Annotated in this window: 18 protein-coding genes; 14 read left to right on the top strand and 4 right to left on the bottom strand. The window is 61.9% G+C overall.

The window, feature by feature from the left end; translation table 11 throughout:
• Window positions 1–97: 97 nt before the first annotated feature.
• The 13 genes from dksA to AA098_RS04345 all read left to right on the top strand — a co-directional run bounded on the left by dksA (window position 98) and on the right by AA098_RS04345 (window position 18987).
• Complete coding sequence (gene dksA, locus AA098_RS04400; protein WP_003250009.1) at window positions 98–544, top strand: RNA polymerase-binding protein DksA; 447 nt, start codon at window positions 98–100, stop codon at window positions 542–544.
• A 63-nt stretch (window positions 545–607) separates the two neighbouring features.
• Window positions 608–1495: a tRNA glutamyl-Q(34) synthetase GluQRS gene (gene gluQRS, locus AA098_RS04395; RefSeq protein ID WP_003250007.1), complete on the top strand. Its 888-nt coding sequence runs from the start codon at window positions 608–610 to the stop codon at window positions 1493–1495.
• Between the two features lie 245 nt (window positions 1496–1740).
• The gene (locus tag AA098_RS29080) at window positions 1741–1917 is read left to right on the top strand and encodes a hypothetical protein (protein ID WP_003250005.1); all 177 of its coding nucleotides are present in this window, start codon (window positions 1741–1743) and stop codon (window positions 1915–1917) included.
• The gene (locus AA098_RS04390) at window positions 1901–4876 is read left to right on the top strand and encodes a sensor histidine kinase (RefSeq protein ID WP_167398651.1); all 2976 of its coding nucleotides are present in this window, start codon (window positions 1901–1903) and stop codon (window positions 4874–4876) included. Before AA098_RS29080 ends, AA098_RS04390 begins: the two co-directional genes overlap by 17 nt.
• 4 nt (window positions 4877–4880) lie before the next feature.
• Window positions 4881–6323, top strand: a complete 1443-nt coding sequence (locus tag AA098_RS04385) for a sigma-54 dependent transcriptional regulator (RefSeq protein WP_012053739.1) — start codon at window positions 4881–4883, stop codon at window positions 6321–6323.
• 968 nt (window positions 6324–7291) lie between these two features.
• On the top strand, window positions 7292–8674 hold the full coding sequence (locus AA098_RS04380) for a polynucleotide adenylyltransferase PcnB (protein ID WP_003249997.1): 1383 nt from the start codon (window positions 7292–7294) through the stop codon (window positions 8672–8674).
• Window positions 8671–9150 (top strand): 2-amino-4-hydroxy-6-hydroxymethyldihydropteridine diphosphokinase, encoded by a 480-nt coding sequence (folK, locus tag AA098_RS04375; protein ID WP_003249995.1) that lies wholly within the window; start codon window positions 8671–8673, stop codon window positions 9148–9150. Before AA098_RS04380 ends, folK begins: the two co-directional genes overlap by 4 nt.
• A 262-nt stretch (window positions 9151–9412) precedes the next feature.
• Window positions 9413–10213, top strand: a complete 801-nt coding sequence (gene panB / locus AA098_RS04370; protein WP_064613889.1) for a 3-methyl-2-oxobutanoate hydroxymethyltransferase — start codon at window positions 9413–9415, stop codon at window positions 10211–10213.
• Window positions 10210–11073 (top strand): pantoate--beta-alanine ligase, encoded by an 864-nt coding sequence (panC, locus tag AA098_RS04365; protein ID WP_047603399.1) that lies wholly within the window; start codon window positions 10210–10212, stop codon window positions 11071–11073. Before panB ends, panC begins: the two co-directional genes overlap by 4 nt.
• Window positions 11074–11281: 208 nt before the next feature.
• The gene (gene pgi, locus AA098_RS04360) at window positions 11282–12946 is read left to right on the top strand and encodes a glucose-6-phosphate isomerase (RefSeq protein WP_003249988.1); all 1665 of its coding nucleotides are present in this window, start codon (window positions 11282–11284) and stop codon (window positions 12944–12946) included.
• A 180-nt stretch (window positions 12947–13126) separates the two neighbouring features.
• Complete coding sequence (gene acs / locus AA098_RS04355) at window positions 13127–15061, top strand: acetate--CoA ligase (RefSeq protein WP_004575782.1); 1935 nt, start codon at window positions 13127–13129, stop codon at window positions 15059–15061.
• Window positions 15062–15102: 41 nt separating this feature from the next.
• Window positions 15103–15972 carry an oxygenase MpaB family protein gene (locus AA098_RS04350; protein ID WP_060537788.1) on the top strand — a complete coding sequence of 290 codons (870 nt, stop codon included), beginning with the start codon at window positions 15103–15105 and terminating at the stop codon, window positions 15970–15972.
• 78 nt (window positions 15973–16050) lie between these two features.
• The gene (locus tag AA098_RS04345; RefSeq protein ID WP_064613888.1) at window positions 16051–18987 is read left to right on the top strand and encodes a DUF748 domain-containing protein; all 2937 of its coding nucleotides are present in this window, start codon (window positions 16051–16053) and stop codon (window positions 18985–18987) included.
• A gap of 102 nt (window positions 18988–19089) precedes the next feature.
• On the opposite strand, the gene AA098_RS04340 is transcribed toward AA098_RS04345, so the two are convergent.
• Window positions 19090–19503, bottom strand: a complete 414-nt coding sequence (locus AA098_RS04340; protein WP_003249980.1) for a VOC family protein — start codon at window positions 19501–19503, stop codon at window positions 19090–19092.
• A gap of 60 nt (window positions 19504–19563) precedes the next feature.
• Between AA098_RS04340 and AA098_RS04335 the strand changes: the two genes are divergently transcribed.
• A complete protein-coding gene (locus AA098_RS04335; RefSeq protein ID WP_003249978.1) occupies window positions 19564–19866 on the top strand; it encodes a putative quinol monooxygenase in 303 nt (100 codons plus the stop codon).
• Between the two features lie 76 nt (window positions 19867–19942).
• On the opposite strand, the gene AA098_RS04330 is transcribed toward AA098_RS04335, so the two are convergent.
• From AA098_RS04330 to rpsO, 3 genes are all read right to left on the bottom strand, one after another.
• On the bottom strand, window positions 19943–20293 hold the full coding sequence (locus tag AA098_RS04330; RefSeq protein ID WP_003249976.1) for a BON domain-containing protein: 351 nt from the start codon (window positions 20291–20293) through the stop codon (window positions 19943–19945).
• Between the two features lie 261 nt (window positions 20294–20554).
• Window positions 20555–22660, bottom strand: a complete 2106-nt coding sequence (gene pnp / locus AA098_RS04325; protein WP_014859357.1) for a polyribonucleotide nucleotidyltransferase — start codon at window positions 22658–22660, stop codon at window positions 20555–20557.
• Window positions 22661–22910: 250 nt separating this feature from the next.
• On the bottom strand, window positions 22911–23180 hold the full coding sequence (gene rpsO / locus AA098_RS04320; RefSeq protein ID WP_003249971.1) for a 30S ribosomal protein S15: 270 nt from the start codon (window positions 23178–23180) through the stop codon (window positions 22911–22913).
• Window positions 23181–23192: the final 12 nt, after the last annotated feature.

The raw sequence follows: 23192 nt of genomic DNA, 5'->3' as shown, positions 1-23192 counted from the left end.
ATCTGGTAAGTTCGGCGGCTCGCAGTCGCAGGGCCGGCGGTCGCCGGAGATGGAGCATCCTGCGCATTGGATCAGATGAGTGAGAGGCGGTCTATTCATGTCCACCCTAGAAAAGCAAAAAGCCAACCAGAATCTTTATGGGGTTGCACCCTATCAGGAGACCAAGGGTGAGGAGTACATGGGTGAGCCCATGCGCAAGCACTTCACCAAGATCCTCACTGGCTGGAAGCAAGAGCTGATGGTCGGCGTCGACAAGACCGTTGACCATATGAAAGAAGAAGCAGCCAACTTCGCAGATCCCGCAGACCGCGCATCCCAGGAAGAGGAGTTTGCCCTCGAACTGCGCAACCGCGACCGCGAGCGCAAGCTGATCAAGAAAATCGATAAAACCCTGCAGAAGATTCAGGACGAAGAGTACGGCTGGTGCGAGTCGTGCGGCATCGAGATCGGCTTGCGCCGCCTGGAAGCCCGCCCAACCGCCGACCTGTGCTTCGACTGCAAGGAAATTGCCGAGAAAAAGGAAAAAACGGTCGGCAAAGGCTGATCTTTCTTCCACCTGAACGGGGCGCATCATGCGCCCCGTTTCATTTATATGCCCAGCCTGACCATGACCGACTCCAGCTACATCGGGCGCTTCGCCCCCACCCCTAGCGGCTTCCTGCACTTCGGCTCGCTGGTCGCCGCCCTCGCCTCCTGGCTCGATGCCCGCGCCGTCAACGGCCGCTGGCTGCTGCGCATGGAAGACACCGACCCGCCCCGGGAAATGCCCGGCGCCCGCGATGCCATCCTCCAGACACTGGAACGTTATGGCCTGCACTGGGATGGCGAGGTGGTATTCCAGAGCCAGCGCCACGATGCCTATGCTGCCGTGGTAGACCGCCTGTTCAACATGGGCCTGGCGTATGCATGCACCTGCTCGCGCAAGCAACTGGAACGCTACAACGGCATCTACCCGGGCTTTTGCCGTAACGCCGGGCATGCCCGTGAAGGGGCGGCCATCCGCTTGCGGGTGCCAGAGCTGATCTACCGCTTTACCGACCGGGTGCAGGGTGAGTACCAGCAACACCTGGGGCGTGAGGTGGGCGACTTCGTCATCCAGCGTCGTGACGGGTTGTACGCCTACCAGCTGGCCGTGGTGCTGGACGATGCCTGGCAGGGTGTTACCGACATCGTGCGGGGTGCCGACCTGCTCGACAACACCCCGCGCCAGCTGTACCTGCAGGAGTTGCTGGGCTTCTCACAGCCGCGTTACCTGCATATTCCGCTGATCGTGCAGCCGGATGGGCACAAGCTGGGCAAGTCGTACCGTTCGCCGCCACTGCAGGCGGAGCATGCTACCCCCCTGCTGCTGCGGGCATTGCGGGCGCTGGGGCAGGAGACAGACCCGGAACTGCTGTTGGCGACACCGGCAGAGGTGCTGGCAGTCGCGCGCACGCAATGGCGGCCGGAGGCGATCGCGCAGCGGACCACCGTGCCAGAGGCTGATTTGCGCTAAACCTTTACCGGCCTCTTCGTGGGTGCGCCCGCGCCCACAGGGTCCTCAATAAACCTAGAGGCGATGCTTTACCTGTAGGAGCGGGCTCACCCGCGAAGAGGCCGGCACATTCATTCCACCTCTCAAAAACAAAAGCCCAATAAATTCAAACCCTTGGCGAACGCTGTGGATTCCCGCTAGCATCCCCCCTGCCATTTGCGCCAATAATAAGTTCAAGCCCGCAGCGCCCAACCATCGAGGCCAGCATGTACATCTATCGTTTGGTCCTGCTTCTGGTCGTGGGGATCTACCTGTTCTCCCCGGCCATCATGGACTGGTGGATCGAACCGACCGGAGCCTGGTACCGCCCCTACCTGCTCTGGCTGATCCTGATCGTCGTCACCTTCATCCTGCAGAGCCAAAGAGATGCCGATGAGCTTTAGCCTGACCCAGATGATCCTGATCAGCGCCGGGTACCTCATGGTGCTGTTCGGCGTGGCCTGGATCAGCGAGCGCGGGCTGATCCCGCGTTCGATCATTCGCCACCCACTCACCTACACCCTGTCACTGGGCGTCTACGCCAGTGCCTGGGCCTTCTATGGCTCGGTTGGTCTGGCCTACCAGTACGGCTACGGCTTCCTTGCCTGTTACCTGGGGGTGTCTGGCGCATTCCTGCTGGCGCCGGTGCTGCTCTATCCGATCCTCAAGATCACCCGCACCTACCAGCTGTCATCCCTGGCCGACCTGCTGGCCTTCCGCTTCCGCAGTACCTGGGCCGGGGCCTTGACCACCATCATCATGCTGATTGGCGTGCTCCCGTTGCTGGCCCTGCAGATCCAGGCGGTGGCCGACTCGATCAGCATCCTTACCGGTGAACCGGTCAAGGCCCGGGTGGCCTTTGCCTTTTGCACGCTGATCATTCTGTTCACCATCTTCTTCGGCTCGCGGCACATCGCCACGCGCGAGAAGCATGAGGGGTTGGTTTTCGCCATCGCCTTCGAGTCGGTGATCAAGCTGCTGGCCCTGGGCGGCATCGGCCTGTATGCCTTGTATGGCGTATTCGGCGGCCCGCACGAGCTGGAAGTCTGGCTGTTGCAGAACCAGACCGCCCTCGCCGCCCTGCACACCCCCCTGCAGGAAGGCCCATGGCGCACCCTGCTGCTGGTGTTCTTCGCCTCGGCCATCGTCATGCCGCACATGTACCACATGGCCTTTACCGAGAACCTCAACCCGCGCTCGCTGGTCAGCGCCAGCTGGGGCCTGCCGCTGTTCCTGCTGCTGATGAGTCTTGCCGTGCCGCTGGTGCTGTGGGCCGGCCTGCGCCTGGGCGCCAGCACCAACCCCGAGTACTTCACCCTGGGCCTGGGCATCGCCGCCAACAACCAGGCATTGGCACTGCTGGCCTACATTGGCGGCCTGTCGGCAGCCAGCGGCCTGATCATCGTCACCACCCTGGCGCTGTCAGGCATGGCCCTGAACCACTTGGTGCTGCCGCTTTACCAGCCCCCGGCCGAAGGCAACATCTACCGTTGGCTGAAGTGGACCCGCCGTGCATTGATCGTCGCCATCATCACCGCCGGCTTCATGTTCTACCTGAGCCAGAACTACCACCAGAGCTTGGCCAACCTGGGTATCGTCGCGTTCGTCGCCACCTTGCAGTTCCTGCCTGGGGTGCTGTCGGTGCTCTATTGGCCAACCGCCAACCGCCGCGGTTTCATCGCCGGGCTGCTGGCCGGTACGCTGGTGTGGATGGTGACCATGCTGCTGCCGCTTCTCGGCAATTTGCAGGGCTTCTACATCCCGCTGCTGGACATGATCTATGTGCTGGACGACACCAGCTGGCACATGGCAGCCATCGCCTCGTTGGCGGCCAACGTGCTGCTGTTCACCCTGATCTCACTGTTCACCAACGCCAGCACCGAAGAAGTCAGCGCGGCCGAAGCCTGTGCCGTGGATAACGTGCGCCGCCCGCAGCGCCGCGAGCTGCACGCCGCCTCGCCGCAGGAATTCGCCACCCAGCTGGCCAAGCCGCTGGGCGCCAAGGCCGCGCAAAAGGAAGTCGAGCAAGCGCTGCGCGACCTCTACCTGCCGTTCGACGAGCGCCGCCCCTATGCCCTGCGCCGCCTGCGCGACCGCATCGAAGCCAACTTGTCCGGCCTGATGGGGCCGAGCGTCGCCCAGGACATGGTCGAGACTTTCCTGCCGTACAAGTCCGGTAACGAAAACTACGTGACCGAAGACATCCACTTCATCGAAAGCCGCCTGGAAGACTACCACTCGCGCCTGACAGGGCTGGCCGCCGAACTCGATGCCTTGCGCCGCTACCATCGCCAGACCCTGCAGGAATTGCCCATGGGCGTCTGCTCACTGGCCAAGGACCAGGAAATCCTGATGTGGAACAAGGCCATGGAAGAGCTCACCGGCATCGCCGCCAAGCATGTGGTCGGCTCGCGCCTGGTCACCATCGACGAGCCTTGGCGCGGCCTGCTGCAAGGCTTCATCAACGTGCCCGACGAGCACCTGCACAAGCAGCGCCTGGCGCTGGACGGCCAGCCACGCTGGCTGAACCTGCACAAGGCAGCCATTGACGAGCCACTGGCACCCGGTAACAGCGGGCTGGTATTGCTGGTGGAGGACCTTACCGAAACCCAGGCACTGGAAGACAAGCTGGTGCACTCCGAACGCCTGGCCAGTATCGGCCGCCTGGCCGCCGGCGTGGCCCACGAGATCGGCAACCCGATCACCGGCATCGCCTGCCTGGCGCAAAACCTGCGCGAGGAACGCGAAGGCGATGGCGAAATCATCGAGTTGTCCAGCCAGATCCTGGACCAGACCAAGCGCGTATCGCGCATCGTCCAGTCGCTGATGAGCTTCGCCCATGCTGGCGGCAGCCACCAGAACAGCGAGGAACCGGTGTGCCTGGCCGAAGTGGCACAAGACGCCATCGGTCTGCTGGCGTTGAACCGGCGCAATTTCGAAGTACAGTTCTTCAACCTTTGCGACCCGGACCATTGGGCCGAAGGTGACCCGCAGCGCCTGGCCCAGGTGCTGATCAACCTGCTCTCCAACGCCCGCGATGCCTCGCCGCCCGGTAGCGCCGTGCGCGTGCGCAGCGAGGTTAACGAGCACACCGTCGACCTGATCGTCGAAGACGAAGGCAGCGGGATTCCGAAGAGCATCATGGACCGCCTGTTCGAACCCTTCTTCACCACCAAGGACCCGGGCGAAGGAACCGGACTGGGGCTCGCTCTGGTCTATTCCATCGTGGAAGAGCATTATGGGCAAATCACCATCGACAGCCCGGCCGATATCGAACGGCAACGTGGCACACGGATCCGCGTGACCCTGCCCCGGCATGTCGTAGCGACGTCCCCTGAAATTCGAGACCGTCGAGAGAATTGAATCAATGCCGCACATTCTGATCGTCGAAGACGAAACCATCATCCGCTCGGCCCTGCGTCGCCTGCTTGAGCGGAACCAGTACCAGGTCAGCGAGGCCGGCTCGGTGCAGGAAGCCCAGGAACGCTTCAGCATTGCCACTTTCGACCTCATCGTCAGCGACCTGCGCCTGCCAGGCGCGCCCGGCACCGAGCTGATCAAGCTCGGCCAGGGCACCCCGGTGCTGATCATGACCAGTTACGCCAGCCTGCGCTCAGCGGTGGACTCGATGAAAATGGGCGCGGTGGACTACATTGCCAAGCCCTTCGACCATGACGAGATGCTACAGGCCGTAGCGCGTATTCTGCGTGACCGGCAGAACGCCCCCGCTGCAGCACCGCCTGCCGAGCCACGCGCCAGCAATGGCAAGGCTACAGCGTCCGACAAAGGCAGCGCGGCAACGGCCAATGGCGAGATCGGCATCATCGGCTCGTGCCAGCCCATGCAGGACATGTACAGCAAGATCCGCAAAGTCGCGCCTACCGACTCCAATGTGCTGATCCAGGGCGAGTCCGGCACCGGTAAAGAGCTGGTGGCCCGCGCCCTGCACAACCTGTCTCGCCGGGCCAAGGCACCGATGATCTCGGTGAACTGCGCGGCCATCCCCGAAACGCTGATCGAATCCGAACTGTTCGGCCACGAAAAAGGCGCGTTCACCGGCGCCAGCGCCGGGCGCGCCGGCTTGGTGGAGGCCGCCGATGGCGGTACGCTGTTCCTCGATGAAATTGGCGAACTGCCGCTGGAAGCCCAGGCTCGCCTGCTGCGTGTGCTGCAGGAAGGCGAGATACGCCGGGTAGGTTCGGTGCAGTCGCAAAAGGTCGATGTGCGCCTGATCGCCGCGACCCACCGCGACCTGAAAAACCTGGCCAAGGCCGGCCAGTTCCGTGAAGACTTGTATTACCGACTGCACGTCATCGCCCTGAAGCTGCCGGCCCTGCGCGAGCGTGGCAGCGACGTCAACGAGATCGCCAGCGTCTTCCTCGCCCGCCAAAGCGCTCGCATCGGCCGCGACGACCTGCACTTCTCGGCCGAGGCCGAGCAAGCCATTCGTCACTACAGCTGGCCCGGTAACGTGCGTGAACTGGAAAATGCCGTGGAGCGCGCGGTGATTCTCAGCGAGAGCGCAGAAATTTCCGCCGAGCTGCTGGGCATCGACATCGAGCTGAGCGACCTGGAAGAGGACGACATCCTCGACAATGCCCTGGTGGTGGCCAACGCGGGCAATGCCAGCCACGAGCCGACCGAAGACCTGTCGCTGGAAGACTACTTCCAGCACTTCGTGCTTGAGCACCAGGACCACATGACCGAGACCGAACTGGCACGCAAGCTCGGCGTCAGCCGCAAGTGCCTGTGGGAACGCCGCCAGCGCCTGGGCATACCACGGCGCAAGAGCAACGCTACCAGCGAATAACCGACCTGCGCACCGTACGCCGTAGCCTATGCGGCGTCGGTGAGACCGAGCGCCGCCCGCGCGGCGCTTCGCGGCTAAAGCCGCGCCTACATTTGTTTCGGGCCAGTCCCTCCTGTGCCACACGCGCGCGACCGCCTTGTTGTACGACGCAATCTCGAGCCATGCGCCAAGGCGTTCGCGCTCAAATCCCACAGAAAAAATTAGCCCGAACACATGTAGGCGCGGCTTTAGCCGCGAAGCGCCGCGCGGGCGGCGCTCGGCCTCACAGGCGCTGAACGTGTCACGGCGAACACCCCAGGTAACACCTCACCTCCCGTAAAAATCTGTTACCCAAGCTTTCCGCCGTAACAGTCCCCGAGGCGTACGGTAACGAAATTGCGACATTTTCGACCTGCCAAAAATTGCAGAACCCGCCCAACCCCTTGATTTTATTGAGTTTTGAAAAGTTGGCACGGCACCTGCTATATGTTTGGTACAAGAACAATAACAAGCACTGCAACTCAGAATAAGAACAAGACGAAACGGCTCACGCACAATAAAAACAAGATGGCGGAGGCGCAGCTAACTGATTCTTTTGGAGAGGATGCGTGTTTGGGGCTTGCCCCACAACCAGGTAGAGAACAACAAAAACTGCACTAAAAGCAGCGCCTGAACTGGTTGGATCGACAGATCAACGTGTCATCAGCGGCCAAAGCAATCCGTTTGCTCTTTACCCCCGGTTTGGGGGTCGTCCACAAGCTTCGAGATTTGTGGACAGGGCACTCAACAAAAACAAGAAGCCCAGCAAAAAAACAATAAGAGCACGCAACGACTTCTTGGGGAGCTTAGGCTCCCCTTGTCGTTTCTACCCTTCTGGCAGGCATCCTGCTACCCGCCTACACCATTCCCCGAGTAAATGCTAGAATCCCCGCCCATCATGCGGCCATTCTCCTATTCTTGGCCGAACATTCCTTCACACAGTGCATCCCATGCTGAAGAAGCTGTTCCAGTCTTTCCGCCCGCCCGTACCGGGCCCGCACCACAGGCGCACCACGCCCGAGGTGATCAACAAGAGCCAGCACTCGCTGCAGCGCCACCAGTTCAGCCGTCATGCGGTGAACATCGTGGAGCGCCTGCAAAGCGCCGGCTACCAGGCTTACCTGGTCGGTGGCTGTGTCCGCGACCTGATGCTGGGCATCACGCCGAAGGACTTCGACGTCGCCACCAGCGCCACCCCCGAACAGGTCCGTGCAGAGTTCCGCAACGCCCGCATCATTGGTCGTCGCTTCAAATTGGTCCATGTGCATTTCGGCCGTGAGATCATTGAAGTCGCCACCTTCCGCGCCCACCACTCCGAGGACGACCAGGGCGATGCCCACCGTTCGTCGCATAACGCCAGTGGCCGCATTCTGCGAGACAACGTGTACGGCACCCTGGAAGAGGACGCGCAACGCCGCGACTTCACCATCAACGCCCTGTACTACGATCCGGTCAGCGAGCGCATTCTCGATTACGCCAACGGTGTGCACGACGTGCGCAATCGCCTGCTGCGGCTGATCGGGGACCCGACCCACCGCTACCAGGAAGACCCGGTGCGCATGCTGCGCGCGGTGCGCTTTGCTGCCAAGCTCGACTTTGGCATCGAAAAGCACACCTACCTGCCAATTCGCGGCCTGGCCCCGATGCTGCGCGAAATTCCACCCGCGCGCCTGTTCGAGGAATGCCTCAAGCTGTTCCTCAGCGGCCAAGGTGCCATCGCCTTCGAAATGCTGGTTGACCTGGAGTTGTTCGAACCGCTGTTCCCGGCCAGTGCCCACGCGCTGGATGAGCGGCCGACCTACACCCACACGCTGATCAGCCAGGCACTGAACAACACCGACCTGCGCGTGAAGCAGGGCAAGCCGGTGACGCCAGCCTTCCTGTTTGCTGCTCTGCTCTGGCCAGCTCTGCCGGCCCGTGTGCTGCACCTGCAGAACCAGGGCGTGCCGCCGATCCCGGCCATGAACGGTGCAGCCCACGACCTGATCGCCGAGCAGTGCGCGCGCATTGCCATCCCCAAGCGTTTCACCCTGCCGATCCGCGAGATCTGGGACATGCAGGAGCGCCTGCCGCGCCGCAGCGGCAAGCGCGCCGACATGCTGCTGGACAACCCGCGTTTCCGCGCCGGTTACGACTTCCTGCTGCTGCGTGAAAGCGCCGGGGAAGAAACCGACGACCTGGGCCAGTGGTGGACCGATTACCAGGAGGCAAACGACAGCGAGCGCCGCGAGATGATCCGCGAGCTTGGTAGCCGTGACGACAGTGCCGGCCCGCGCAAGCGCAAGCGCAGCGGCAGCAAACGCAAGCGCAGTGGCGACGAGGCGTTCGAGTGACCATTCGCGCCTACGTAGGTCTGGGCAGCAACCTGGACGCACCTGCCGAGCAGTTGCGTAGCGCCTTGCAGGCGCTGGACCAGGTCGAAGCCACGCGCCTGGTAGCCGCCTCGGCCCTGTACACCAGTGATTCGCTGCTGCCCGGCCAACCGCGCTACACCAACGCTGTCGCCGCCCTGGACACCACCCTGGCGCCACTGGCATTGCTCGATGCGTTGCAGGCCATCGAAAACGACCAGGGCCGCGTGCGCAAGGAACGCTGGGGCCCACGTACGCTGGACCTGGACATCTTACTGTTCGGTGACCAGGTGCTCGACCAGCCACGCCTGAAAGTGCCGCATTACCACATGCATGCCCGCCCCTTCGTGCTGTATCCGTTGGCCGAGCTGGTACCGGGCGATTTCCGCCTGGCCGATGGTCGTGCCCTCGCGCAACTGCTCGACGAATGCCCATTCGTCGGCCTGGAACGCCTGTAGACCGGGCGTTCCAGCCTGCATTACCACCTCGGTAACGCCAGTAACACCCTGATCGTAACAATGCGGTAACAGGGTGATTGACTTCCCCCACCTCGCTCACGACTATAGGCGTCCCGTGTGGCACCAAAGTGCCGCATACCCGTATTTAGGCCCGGACGGACCTGTGCCCGAACATCACGCGCGATGATGTGCCGCTCCGGAAGATGACTACACGCGTTGAATGCAGTCGTTTTTTACAGCGCCTGAACGAGGAATTTCCTACATGCCTGAAGTAACCCTTACCACCCTTAACGGCCTCAAGGCCAAGGGTGAAAAAATCACCATGCTGACCTGCTACGACGCGACCTTCGCCAAGGCCGCCAGCCAGGCCGGCGTTGAAGTGTTGCTGGTGGGCGACTCGCTGGGGATGGTCCTGCAGGGCCACGACAGCACCTTGCCGGTCACCACGGCGGAGATGGCCTACCACACCGCCAGCGTCAAACGCGGCAACGACGGCGCGCTGATCCTCACCGACCTGCCGTTCATGGCCCACGCCACGCCGGAGCAGGCCTTTGCCAACAGCGCCACACTGATGCAGGCCGGCGCCCACATGGTAAAAATCGAAGGCGCAGCCTGGCTGGCCGAAACCATCAGCTTGCTGGCCGAGCGTGGTGTGCCGGTGTGCGCGCACATGGGCCTGACCCCGCAAACCGTCAACGTGCTGGGCGGCTACAAAGTGCAGGGCCGCCAGGAGGCCCAGGCCCGGCAGATGCGCGCCGACGCCATTGCCCTGGAACAGGCCGGTGCGGCCATGCTGCTGCTCGAGTGCGTACCCAGCGAGCTGGCAGCGGAAATCACCAATGCCGTTGGCATCCCGGTAATCGGCATTGGCGCCGGCAGCGCCACCGATGGCCAGGTACTGGTACTGCACGACATGCTCGGCCTGTCGCTGAGCGGCCGGGTACCGAAGTTCGTGAAGAACTTCATGCAGGGCCAACCGGATATCCATAGCGCCCTCGTCGCTTACGTTGAGGCGGTCAAGCAAGTCAGTTTCCCAGGCAGCGAACACGGGTTCAGTGCATGAATACAGTCAAGACCGTCCGCGAACTGCGCGCGGCAGTGGCCCGCGCGCGCGGTGAGGGCAAACGCATCGGTTTCGTGCCGACCATGGGCAACCTGCACAGCGGCCATGCAGCCTTGGTGACCAAGGCTGCCCAGCGCGCCGACTTCGTGGTCGCCAGTATCTTCGTCAACCCGCTGCAGTTCGGCGCCAACGAAGACCTCGACAAATACCCACGCACCCTGGCAGCCGACCAGGAGCGCCTGGTGCAGGCCGGCTGCAACCTGCTGTTCGCGCCCACCGTGGAAGAGATGTACCCCGACGGCATGAGCGTGCAGACACGCGTCAGCGTGCCGCAGCTTTCCGAAGGCCTGTGCGGCGCCAGCCGGCCTGGGCATTTCGAGGGCGTGGCCACCGTGGTCAACAAGCTGTTCAACATGGTCCAGCCAGACCTTGCCGTGTTCGGCGAGAAGGACTATCAGCAGTTGGCGGTGATCCGCGCCATGGTGCGCGACCTGAACATGCCGATCCAGATCATCGGCGAACCCACCGTGCGTGCCGAAGACGGCTTGGCGCTGTCGTCGCGCAATGGCTACCTCACGCCAGAGCAGCTTACTGTTGCACCAGCGCTGTACCGCACACTGCAGCACATTGCAGCGGGCATCGGTCATGGCCAGCGAGATTTTGCCGCGCTGGTCGCTGAAGGCCAGGCGCAACTGAGCGCAGCGGGTTTCCGCCCGGATTACCTGGAAGTACGCCATGCCGTAAGCTTGCGCCCGGCAGTGATCGATGATCGAGACCTGGTGGTGATTGCGGCGGCTTACCTGGGTAACACACGCTTGATCGACAACCTCTACCTGCATGTGGAAGAGAAGACCGCATAACGGTCTTGGGCTGCCTTGCAGCCCATTCGCGGGCAAGCCCGCTCCTGCACGTTTACCTGTAGGGGCGGGCTTGCTTGCAATGCCCCACCAAAATCCCCCTGCCATACCCATTCCCAGCACGTGGCCTTTGCCTATAATGGTGCCAGCCTGAACCCGGCAACGACTGCCGTGTCCAAGCCCTCACCACGCACCAAGGGAACCCCGCGCAATGGCGTATTACCGTACACCCCACGATGTGACGGCCCTGCCCGCCTGGCAGGCGCTTCAGAAACACCGCGACGCCATGCAAAGCTTCAGCATGCGCGAAGCCTTCGCCGCCGATGCCAAGCGCTTCGACCAGTTTTCCCTTAGCGCTTGCGGCCTGTTCCTCGACTACTCAAAAAACCTGATCACCGAGCAAAGCCGCGAGCTGCTGGTCAGCCTGGCCAATGAAGTGGGCCTGCAAGACGCCATCAAGTCGATGTTCAGCGGTGAGATCATCAACGCCTCCGAAGGCCGCCCGGTGCTTCACACCGCCTTGCGCCGGCCCGTAGGTGACAAACTCAGCGTCAACGGCGTGAACGTCATGCCGGAAGTGCACAAGGTGCTCAACCAGATTACCGAACTGGTTGGCCGCATTCACGATGGCCTGTGGCGCGGCTACAGCGAAAAACCGATCACCGACGTGGTCAACATTGGCATTGGCGGTTCGTTCCTCGGCCCCGAGCTGGTGTCCGAAGCGCTGCTACCCTACGCCCAGCGCGGCGTGCGCTGTCACTACCTAGCGAATATCGATGGCAGCGAGTTCCACGAACTGTCGGCCAACCTGCGCGCCGAAACCACCCTGTTCATCGTCTCGTCGAAGTCGTTCAACACCCTCGAGACGCTGAAAAACGCCATGGCCGCGCGTACCTGGTACCTGGCCCAAGGCGGCTCGGAAGCCGAGCTGTACCGCCACTTCATTGCAGTGTCCAGCAACAAGGCCGCTGCTGTAGCGTTCGGTATCCGCGAAGAAAACATCTTCCCGATGTGGGACTGGGTGGGCGGGCGCTACTCGCTGTGGTCGGCCATCGGCCTGCCGATCGCCCTGGCCATCGGCACTGCCAACTTCAAGGAACTGCTGTCCGGCGCCTACACCATGGACCAGCACTTCCAGACCGCACCGTTCGACAAGAACATGCCGGTGCTACTGGCCCTGCTGGGCGTGTGGTATGGCAACTTCTGGGACGCAAACAGCCACGCGATCCTGCCGTACGACCACTACCTGCGCAACATCACCAAGCACTTGCAGCAGCTGGACATGGAATCCAACGGCAAGAGCGTGCTGCAAGACGGTACCCCGGTGAAGACCGACACCGGGCCGGTGATCTGGGGCGGCGTGGGCTGCAACGGCCAGCATGCCTACCACCAGTTGCTGCACCAGGGCACCCAGTTGATTCCGGCCGATTTCATCGTGCCGGTGGTGAGCTTCAACCCGGTGGCCGACCACCACCAGTGGCTGTACGCCAACTGCCTGTCGCAGAGCCAGGCGCTGATGCTGGGCAAAACCCGCGAGGAAGCCGAAGCCGAATTGCGCGCTAAAGGCCTCAACGAAGCGGACATCGAAAAGCTGGCCCCGCACAAGGTAATCCCGGGTAACCGCCCGAGCAACACGTTGGTGGTCGAGCGCATCAGCCCGCGCCGCCTGGGCGCGTTGGTGGCGATGTACGAGCACAAGGTGTTTGTACAGAGCGTTATCTGGGGTATCAACGCCTTCGACCAGTGGGGCGTCGAGTTGGGCAAGGAACTGGGCAAGGGCGTTTACCAGCGCTTGGTCGGCAGCCTGGAAGACAGCGCCGAAGACGGTTCCACCCAAGGCCTGATCAACTACTTCCGCGGCCGTCACCGCGGTTGATCCGAAGCCTGTACCGGCCTCTTCGCGGGTAAACCCGCTCCTACCAGGCAACGCGTTACCTCGTAGGAGCGGGTTTACCCGCGAAGAGGCCGGCCCAGGTTGAACACCGCTCCCAGCTACACTGTCCTATCGAATAGCCGTTGCAGTCCATCGCCCCTTACAAGAGCAGGACCACCCGCCATGTTCGATATCCGCAAATACCCCCAGGCCCTGGCCGTCAGCCAGTCCGCCGCCCTCACCCCCGAAGACTACCGCCGCCTCTACCGCCAGTCGGTCGAAGACCCAGACACCTTCTGGGCCGAACAGGCCAAACGCCTGGACTGGATCAAGCCTTGGTCAAGCGTGCAGCAATGCGACCTGCATACCGGCAAGGCCCGCTGGTTCGACGGTGCGCAACTCAACGTCAGCTACAACTGTATCGACCGTCATCTGGCCCAGCGCGGCGAGCAAACGGCCTTGCTGTGGGAAGGCGACGACCCCAAGGACTCCAAGGCCATCACCTACCGCGAACTGCACCGTCAGGTCTGCCGCCTGGCCAATGCAATGAAAGCGCGCGGTGTGAAGAAAGGCGACCGGGTGTGCATCTACATGCCAATGATTCCCGAGGCCGCGTTCGCCATGCTCGCCTGCACCCGCATCGGCGCCATCCACTCGGTGGTGTTTGGCGGTTTCTCCCCCGATGCCTTGCGAGACCGTATTCTCGATGCCGACTGCCGCACCGTGATCACCGCCGATGAAGGCGTGCGTGGCGGTAAACGCATCCCACTGAAACAGAACGTCGACAAAGCCTTGGCCAGTTGCCCAGCGGTCAGTAGCGTATTGGTGGTGCGCCGCACTGGCGGCGATGTTGCCTGGGCCGAGGGCCGCGACCTCTGGTATCACGAAGCGACGAAAGAGGCCGGCGACGACTGCCCCCCTGAACCGATGGAGGCCGAAGACCCGCTGTTCATCCTCTACACCTCCGGCAGCACCGGCAAACCCAAAGGGGTGCTGCATACCACCGGCGGCTACCTGCTGCAGGCAACAATGACCTTCAAGGTGGTGTTCGATTATCGTGACGGCGAGGTGTTCTGGTGCACCGCCGATGTCGGCTGGGTGACCGGCCACAGCTACATCGTCTACGGCCCGCTGGCCAATGGCGCAATCTCGCTGATGTTCGAAGGCGTGCCCAACTACCCAGACACCTCGCGCTTCTGGCAAGTGGTGGACAAACACCAGGTGAACATCTTCTACACCGCTCCGACCGCCCTGCGCGCACTGATGCGCGAGGGCTCTGCGCCACTGCAGAGCACCTCACGCAAAAGCCTGCGTCTGCTGGGCAGCGTCGGCGAGCCGATCAACCCGGAAGCCTGGGAATGGTATTTCGAGGAGGTCGGGCAAAAGCGCTGCCCGATTGTGGATACCTGGTGGCAGACCGAAACCGGCGGCATCATGCTCACCCCACTGCCCGGCACACAGTCACTCAAACCCGGCTGCGCTACCCAGCCAATGTTCGGCGTGCAACCGGTGCTACTGGACGAAAAAGGCAAACTGATCGAAGGCCCCGGCGCCGGCGTGCTGGCGATCAAAGCCAGCTGGCCGGGGCAGATCCGCAGTGTCTACGGCGACCACCAGCGGATGGTCGACACCTACTTCAAGCCCTTGCCCGGCTACTACTTCACTGGCGACGGTGCCCGCCGCGATGCCGATGGCGACTACTGGATCACCGGGCGCATCGACGATGTGATCAACGTGTCCGGGCACCGCATCGGCACCGCTGAAGTGGAAAGCGCACTGGTGCTGCATGACAGCGTGGCCGAAGCCGCGGTGGTCGGCTACCCCCACGACCTCAAGGGCCAAGGCGTCTACGCCTTCGTCACGACCATGAATGGCGTGACACCAGATGACACGCTGAAGGCCGAGCTGCTGGCCCTGGTCAGCAAGGAAATCGGCAGCTTCGCCAAGCCTGAGCTGATTCAGTGGGCGCCAGCGCTACCCAAGACGCGCTCAGGCAAGATCATGCGGCGTATACTGCGCAAAATCGCCTGCAATGAGCTGGAAAACCTGGGCGATACCTCGACCCTGGCCGACCCAAGCGTGGTACAGGGCCTGATCGACAAACGCCTCAACCAGTAACCGGCGGCCGCAAATCTGGCCGCCCTGTACAGCAGGTCGCCATGGAAGCCCTTCGTCGCCGTATCGAAACCCAGGTCATGAGCCTCACTGGGCTGGCCCTCGGCCAGCTCGACCTGGAATCGCCCAAGGGCGACCCCGGCCTGTTCGGCCCGCACAGTATTAGCTGGCGGGTACATGGCGACTTCCCGAGCATGCTGGTCGGTGGCATCAGCGCGCTGATGCTGCAGTTGTTGCATCCCCTGGCCCTGGCCGGTGTGTGGGACCACTCCAATTTTCGTGAAGACCTGCTCGGCCGCTTGCGCCGCACCAGCCAGTTCATTTCCGGCACCACCTTCGGCGCCACTGGCGATGCCGAGTGGCTGATCGACAAAGTGCGCACCATTCACCTGCAGGTCACCGGCACTGCACCCGATGGCCGCCCTTATGCGGCCAGCGACCCGGATCTGTTGACCTGGGTGCATGTAGCGGAGGTCAGCCGTTTCCTCGCCGCCCACCTGCGTTACCGCAACCCACACCTGCCACGCGCCGAGCAGGATGCCTATTACAACGAAATCGCCCTGATCGCCGAGCGCCTCGGTGCCCGTGACGTGCCGCGCTCGTGCCAGCAAGTTGAAGACTATCTGCAACACATACGCCCACAGCTGCACTGTGATACGCGCAGCCATGAGGTCGTGCGAATCCTGCTCGACGCCCCTGCACCCAGCCGCCTGGCACAGCCTGTTGGCAAACTGATGCTGCACGCGGGTATCGACTTGCTGCCCGGCTGGGCCCAGGCACTGCTCGGCCTGCAGCACGGGCCCCTGCAGCAGCGCCTGATCCGCCTGGGCCTGCGCCGCACCGCGCCGGTATTGCGCTGGGCAATGCGCGACGGCTCGGCACACCGGGCCAAACGGCGCATGGGCATTGATTGAGCGAAAAGGTTGGCCCCTGCGGAACTGATTTAACGTGCCATACTCCAAGCACTCCTGCTTAGACAGACGAAGCGACACATGTACAAAGGATTGACTCGCGCCGCTGGCGCAATCGTGGCCTTGGTAGCCCTGTATAGCCTGCTCGGCTTTCTCATTCTTCCCGGTGTCGCACTGCGCATCGCCAACCAGCAGTTGGCCCAATACGCCACCGTGCCGACCCACCTCGAACGGATCGAACTCAACCCCTTCAGCCTCGAGCTGACGCTGTGGGGCCTGCAGATCGGCGAGCCGGGCAAGGAACAGGTCGGTTTCGAGCGTCTTTATGCTAACGCCTCGCTCGACAGCCTGTGGACAAAAGCCCTGCATCTGGAAGCGGTGGAGCTCGACAAACCGCGCAACGAAGTGCTGTTCGCCAAGGACGGTACCCTCAACCTGACCGGGTTGTTCAAACTACCGGCCAGCGAAGCCAAACCCGAAGAGCCGCCCAGCGACCCGTTCCCGCTGCGTATTGGCAGCATCAAGCTCATCGACGGTTACCTGCACTTCGAGGACCTGCGGCCCAGCGAGCCGATCGAGTTCCTCTACGACAACATGAATCTGGAGCTGAAAAACCTCAGCACCCTGCCCAACGACAACGCCGACATGACCTTGGTGGCCAGCGGCCCCAATGGCGGACGCATCGACTGGAAGGGCACGCTGAGCCTGTCGCCGATCGCCTCCGAAGGCACACTGAAGGTCACTGACGGCAAGATGAAGCTGTTCTGGCCCTACGTGCGCGATGCCGTGCCACTGGTGCTGGAAGACGGCGTGGTAAGCCTCGATACGCACTACAAGCTCAACCTCGCCAAACAGACCGAGCTGCTGCTGGATAACGTCTCCGTGCGCATCGCGCCATTCGCCATCAAGGCGCCGGATGGCCGACCGTTGGCACGCCTGGCCAGCCTAGAGGTTAGCGAAACCACCATTGATCTGGTCAAACAGCAGGTCACCGTGGGCAAGGTTCGCAGCGAAAAGCTCGAAACCTGGGCGGCGCTGGAAAAAGATGGCCAGCTCGACTGGCAGAAGCTGTTCGCCAGCCAACCCGCCAAGGCCACGCCGAAGGAAAAGGCCGAGCCGGCGGCCGCAGCACCTACGCCTGAAGAGAAAGCGGTCAACGAGCCAAGCAAACCCTGGCAAGTGCTGCTCAAGGACGTGCAGTTGCGCAACTACCTGGTACACCTGGCAGATCGCAGCCAGAAGGCACCGGTAGCCTTGGACATTGGCCCTCTCAATGCCGACCTGCAAGGTTTCGACAGCCTCAACCAGTCGCCCTTCACCCTCAAACTCGATACAGGTGTGGGTAAGCAAGGCAAGCTGCAGGCTGCAGGCCAGGTCAACCTGGCACCGATATGGGCAAAGCTGGATGTGAGCACCCGCGACATCGACCTGCGTGTAGCCCAGGCCTACATCAGCCCGTTCATCCTGCTGGAGCTGCGCAGCGGCATGCTCTCGAGCGACCTCAAGGTCGACCTGAAGAACACCGCGCCGCTGGCGTTCAGTGTGACCGGCAAGGCGCAGGTCAGCCAGTTGCATACCCTCGACACCATCAAGAGCCGCGACTTCGTCAAATGGCAGCAGGTGAACGTCGACGGCTTGTCCTACGTGCACGGCGATGCTCTGTCGATCGACAAGGTGACCCTGCTGCAGCCCTATGCACGCTTCATCATCAACGAAGACCGCACCACTAACGTGAATGATCTGCTGATCCCGCAACCGGCCGACGCCCCGGCGAGCAGCCAGCCCAAGCCGACCACGGCCAGCAGCAACAAGCCGCTTGGCATCCATATCGGGCAGATAGACATCAACGACGGCTCGGCCAACTTTGCCGACCTGTCGCTAACCCCCAACTTCGCCACAGCCATCCAGCAACTCAACGGGCAGATCGGCACCATCGACAACCGCAAGCCACAGCCGGCCAAGGTCGACGTCAAGGGCAAGGTAGACCGCTACGCACCGGTTACCATCAAGGGCGCACTCAACCCGTTCAATCCACTGGCCAGCCTGGACATTGCCACCAGCTTCAAGCGCGTCGAACTGACCACGCTGACGCCCTACTCCGGCAAGTTCGCCGGCTTCCGCATCCGCAAGGGGCGGCTGAACCTGGACCTGCACTACTTGATCACCAACGGCCAGCTCAAGGCCGAGAACAAGGTAGTAGTGGAGCAACTGCAGTTGGGCGAGAAAGTCGACAGCCCGGATGCGGTCGACCTTCCGATCCGCCTGGCGGTGGCATTGCTGAAGGATACCGAGGGCAAGATCTCGATCGAGCTGCCGGTGTCTGGCGACCTCAACAACCCGCAATTCAGCGTGATGCCGATTGTTTGGCAAACCCTGCGCAACCTGGTGCTGCGCGCGGCGCAGGCGCCATTCAAATTCATTGGCGGGCTGATCAGCGGCGGTAGCTCGGAAGACCTTGGCAACGTGGCGTTCGCCCCCGGCTCCAGCGAACTCAGCGGCGAGGCCCAGTCGTCCTTGGACAAGCTGGCATCCGCGCTGAAAGAGCGCCCGGAACTGCGCCTGGAAATCGAAGGCACCAGCGCCCAGGCCAGCGACGGCCCGCTGATTGCCCAACAGCGCCTTGAGCGTGAGTACCAGGCCACCTGGTACAAGATCCTGCAGCGACGGGGTGACAAGGTGCCGGCCAATGCCTCGATGCTGGTGGTTGACGACAGTGACAAACCGGCGATGCTCGAAGGCATCTACCGCACCCGCCTGAAGCAGCAGCCGCCTGCCGAATGGGAGCAGTTGGGCCGTGACGAGCGCGCCGCCAAGCTGCGCGAGGCCGTGATCAAGTCGTGGGCCGAGAGTACCGCCTTGCTGCGTACCTTGGGGCAGGAGCGGGCCAGCAGCATCAAGGACTACCTGGTCGACAAGGGCAAGCTGGAAGACGACCGGGTGTACTTCATCGATACCAGCCTGGGGCAGCCTCAAAGCGATGGCCGGGTGGTGACACCGATGCACCTGGATGCCGAGTAATCCCCTCTGGCAGGCCTGGCCTGTTCGCAGGCACGCCTGCCCCCACAGGCCTGCGCACTACCTGTGGGAGCGGGCGTGCCCGCGAAGAGGCCAGCACGGGCTTTAAACCAAGCGCTGCCCCGACACCGCCGGGTGATACAACGGTTGAACCTTGTTCCCGGCCGGGTCCAGCAGGTGGAAGCTGCGTGCGCCGTCACCATGGTTGAACGGCCGGTCGAGCAAGGTCACGCCACGGGCCTTGAAGTAGGCATACCAGGCCTCCAGCTCCTCCACACTGTCGACAACGAACCCGTAGTGATCCAGGGTCTGCAACCCGTTGGCCGCCCCTGCCCCACGCCCCAATGACAGGTTGTCGTTACCGCAAGTGAGGTACACCAGGTCCTCATTGGCGCGATTCAGCACCTCCATGCCCAGCACATCGACGTAGAAGCGTTCACACTCTTCCAGGTTAGGCACCAGCAGGGCGATGTGGCGTAAGCCATTCAGGCGGCCAGGGCGTGCAGGCAATTCGGACATTGGCGAAGCTCCATTTTTGTATACAATTCATTATTGAATTTAAAACAAAAGGAGAGATTTGTGTATAGCCTGTTCATCAAGACCCGAGTGAAGCCTGGATGCGCCGACGCTTTCCTGAGTGCAATCAAGGTCAATGCTGCAGCTTCCGTGGCGAGTGAGCCTGGCTGTCTGGTGTTCGATGTGTCGCAGGACCGGGTTGATCCGGAGGTGATCTACCTGTACGAAATCTACCGCGATGATGCTGCGTATGAAGCGCATACCCAGACCGCGCATTTTCGCGACAGCCGCCCATTGGTGGAGCCTCTGATCCTTGAGCAGGAATGCTTCGAAAGCGATGTGATCGCGCGCAACCCAGTGTATTGAACTCAAGAAAAAGCCCTGGCACGGGCCAGGGCTTTGCTGAAAGTGGCCAAATCCATTTGGCCGACGGGACATTCCTTTACTCGGCTTTCAGGCCGTCAGACATTACGCTCTTGACGCCTTTGATGTTCTTGGTGATGCGCACCGCTTCTGCTTTCTGCGATTCGGTAACCTTCACATCAGAAGACAGCGAAACAACACCTTGGCTGGTCTCGACTTTGATGTCGCTGCCTGGGATGCCTTTTTCAGTCAGCAGATCAGCTTTGACCTTGGTAGTGATCCAAGTGTCGGAGCCTTCTTGCTTGGCGTTGTCGACGGTGTTGGCCGCCAACATGACTGGAGCCTGGGTTGGCTCAGCGGCGAATGCACCGTTAGCCATGGTCAGGGTCAGAGCGGTAGCAGTAGCGGCAGCAATGGCGAACTTCTTCATGTGGGTCACTCCTGTTTTTCGAAGGGTCTGCGCCGTATGTCCTGGCGTCAGGTATGAAGGTAGTTGCATGGGCTGTGCCAGCTTGGCCTCTTCGTTTATTTCCTTTTAAATCAATCAGTTAGCAAAACACCATCGCTGCTGCGGTCGTGCATTTTGCAATCTGCGCGGTAAACCTGCATGCAAGATGCAAGTCCGCAAAAGGTTCCCGCCCCCATGAAAAAAGGGCCCCGAAGGGCCCTTTCTCTATTGCGTGACGGTCGCTTAGACGCCCGAGGCCTTGGCCGCAGCGACGTCTTTGATCGACAGCTTGATACGGCCGCGGTTGTCCACGTCCAGTACCAGCACTTCGACTTCCTGGCCTTCTTTCAGGATGTCGGTGACTTTCTCGACGCGAGCATCGCTCAGCATGGAGATGTGCACCAGGCCGTCCTTGCCAGGCAGGATGTTGACGAAGGCGCCGAAATCGACAATGCGCTCGACCTTGCCGACGTAGATCTTGCCGATCTCGGCCTCGGCGGTGATGCCCAGGATGCGCTGCTTGGCAGCATCTGCCGCTTCCTTGGTTTCGCCGAAGATCTTGATCGAGCCGTCGTCTTCGATGTCGATCGAAGCCTTGGTCTCTTCGCAGATGGCGCGAATGGTGGCGCCGCCTTTACCGATGACGTCACGGATCTTGTCGGTGTCGATCTTCATCGCGATCATGGTCGGGGCGTTGGCCGACAGTTCGGTACGCGACTGGCCAATGATCTGGTTCATCTGGCCGAGGATGTTCAGGCGCGCTTCCAGGGCTTGGCCCAGGGCGATTTCCATGATCTCTTCGGTGATGCCGTTGATCTTGATGTCCATCTGCAGCGCGGTGACGCCTTTGGCGGTACCGGCTACCTTGAAGTCCATGTCGCCCAGGTGGTCTTCGTCACCCAGGATGTCAGTCAGGACTGCGAACTTGTCGCCTTCCTTGACCAGGCCCATGGCGATACCGGCAACTGGCGCCTTCATCGGCACACCGGCGTCCATCAGGGCCAGGGAAGCACCACAGACCGAAGCCATGGAGCTGGAACCGTTGGATTCGGTGATTTCCGAAACCACACGGATGGTGTACGGGAACACGTCAGCAGCAGGCAGCATGGCCTGAACCGAACGGCGGGCCAGACGGCCGTGGCCGATTTCGCGACGGCCAGCGCCGCCCATGCGGCCACACTCACCTACCGAGAACGGTGGGAAGTTGTAGTGCAGCATGAAGGGGTCTTTCTTCTCGCCTTCGAGGGTGTCCAGCAGCTGGGCATCACGGGCAGTACCCAGGGTCGCAACGACCAGGGCCTGGGTTTCGCCACGGGTGAACAGTGCCGAACCGTGAGTTTTCGGCAGCACACCCACTTCGATGTTCAGCGGGCGTACAGTCTTGGTGTCGCGGCCGTCGATACGTGGCTTGCCGTTGACGATGTTTTCGCGAACGGTGCGGTATTCGATTTCGCCGAAGATGTCTTTTACTTCGGAAGCCGAAGGCTGGCCTTCTTCACCGGAGAACTTGGCAACCGCCTGGTCACGCAGCTCACCCAGACGCGCATAGCGGTCGGCTTTGACGGTGATGGTGTAACCCTGCGAAACCGCTTCGCCGAACTCGGCGCGGATAGCATTGAACAGCTCGGTGTTGGCAACGGCAGGTTTCCAGTCCCAAGTCGGCTTGCCAGCTTCGGCAGCCAGCTCTTTGACAGCCTGGATAACAGCCTGGAATTCGTCGTGGGCGAACAGTACGGCACCCAGCATCTGGTCTTCGGTCAGCTCTTGAGCTTCCGATTCAACCATCAGTACGGCGTCGGAGGTACCGGCAACGACCATGTCCAGGCTCGAGGCAGCCAGTTGCTCGTAGGTCGGGTTCAGCAGGTAGCCAGTGCTTTCGTGGAAGGCAACGCGGGCAGCGCCGATCGGGCCTTCGAACGGAATGCCGGAAATGGCCAGGGCAGCCGAGGTACCGATCATCGCGGCGATGTCCGGGTCGGTCTTCTTGCTGGTGGAAACCACGGTGCAGACGACCTGCACTTCGTTCATGAAGCCTTCCGGGAACAGCGGACGGATCGGACGGTCGATCAGGCGCGAGGTCAGCGTCTCTTTCTCGGAAGGACGGCCTTCACGCTTGAAGAAGCCACCTGGGATCTTGCCAGCGGCGTAGGTCTTTTCCTGGTAGTGAACCGACAGCGGGAAGAAACCCTTGCCTGGATCAGCCTGTTTGGCGCCTACCACAGTCACCAGCACGGTGACGTCGTTGTCGACGGTAACCAGCACGGCGCCGGTTGCCTGACGGGCAATACGGCCCGTTTCGAGAGTGACGGTCGATTGACCGAACTGGAAAGTCTTGATTACCGGGTTCACGGTTTCCTACCTTTTTCAGTGGCTCTTGGGGGAACTGGTTTCTTGCGAATTCTTGGGCAGAACGGGGAATCGGCCCCATTGACCGTCCAGATACAACACGAGGCTGGGAGCCTGGCACCAAGCGGAAAAACCGCTCAGCATTGCCAGGCTGCCAACCTCGGAGATACGCGTGAAGTGCCCAACGGCAGCGCTGCAAAACAGCCCTGCCGAAGCCTGCGACACCCCACGCACACCACTGACCAGGCCGCTATTAGCGACGCAGGCCCAGGCGACCGATCAGGGCGCTGTAACGAGTGGTGTCTTTGCCCTTCAGGTAATCCAGCAGCTTACGACGCTGGTTGACCATACGGATCAGACCACGACGGGAGTGGTGGTCTTTATCGTTGGCCTTGAAGTGGCCTTGCAGCTTGTTGATGTTGGCGGTCAGCAGAGCAACCTGCACTTCCGGGCTACCGGTATCGCCGGCGGCTTGCTGGTATTCGGCAACGATCTGAGCTTTTTCTTCAACGCTGAGGGCCATTTGGCTTCTCCT

Origin of the sequence: Pseudomonas sp. JY-Q, from assembly GCF_001655295.1 — a bacterium.
Lineage (GTDB): Bacteria > Pseudomonadota > Gammaproteobacteria > Pseudomonadales > Pseudomonadaceae > Aquipseudomonas > Aquipseudomonas alloputida.
This window is presented reverse-complemented; position numbering and strand designations above follow the sequence as displayed.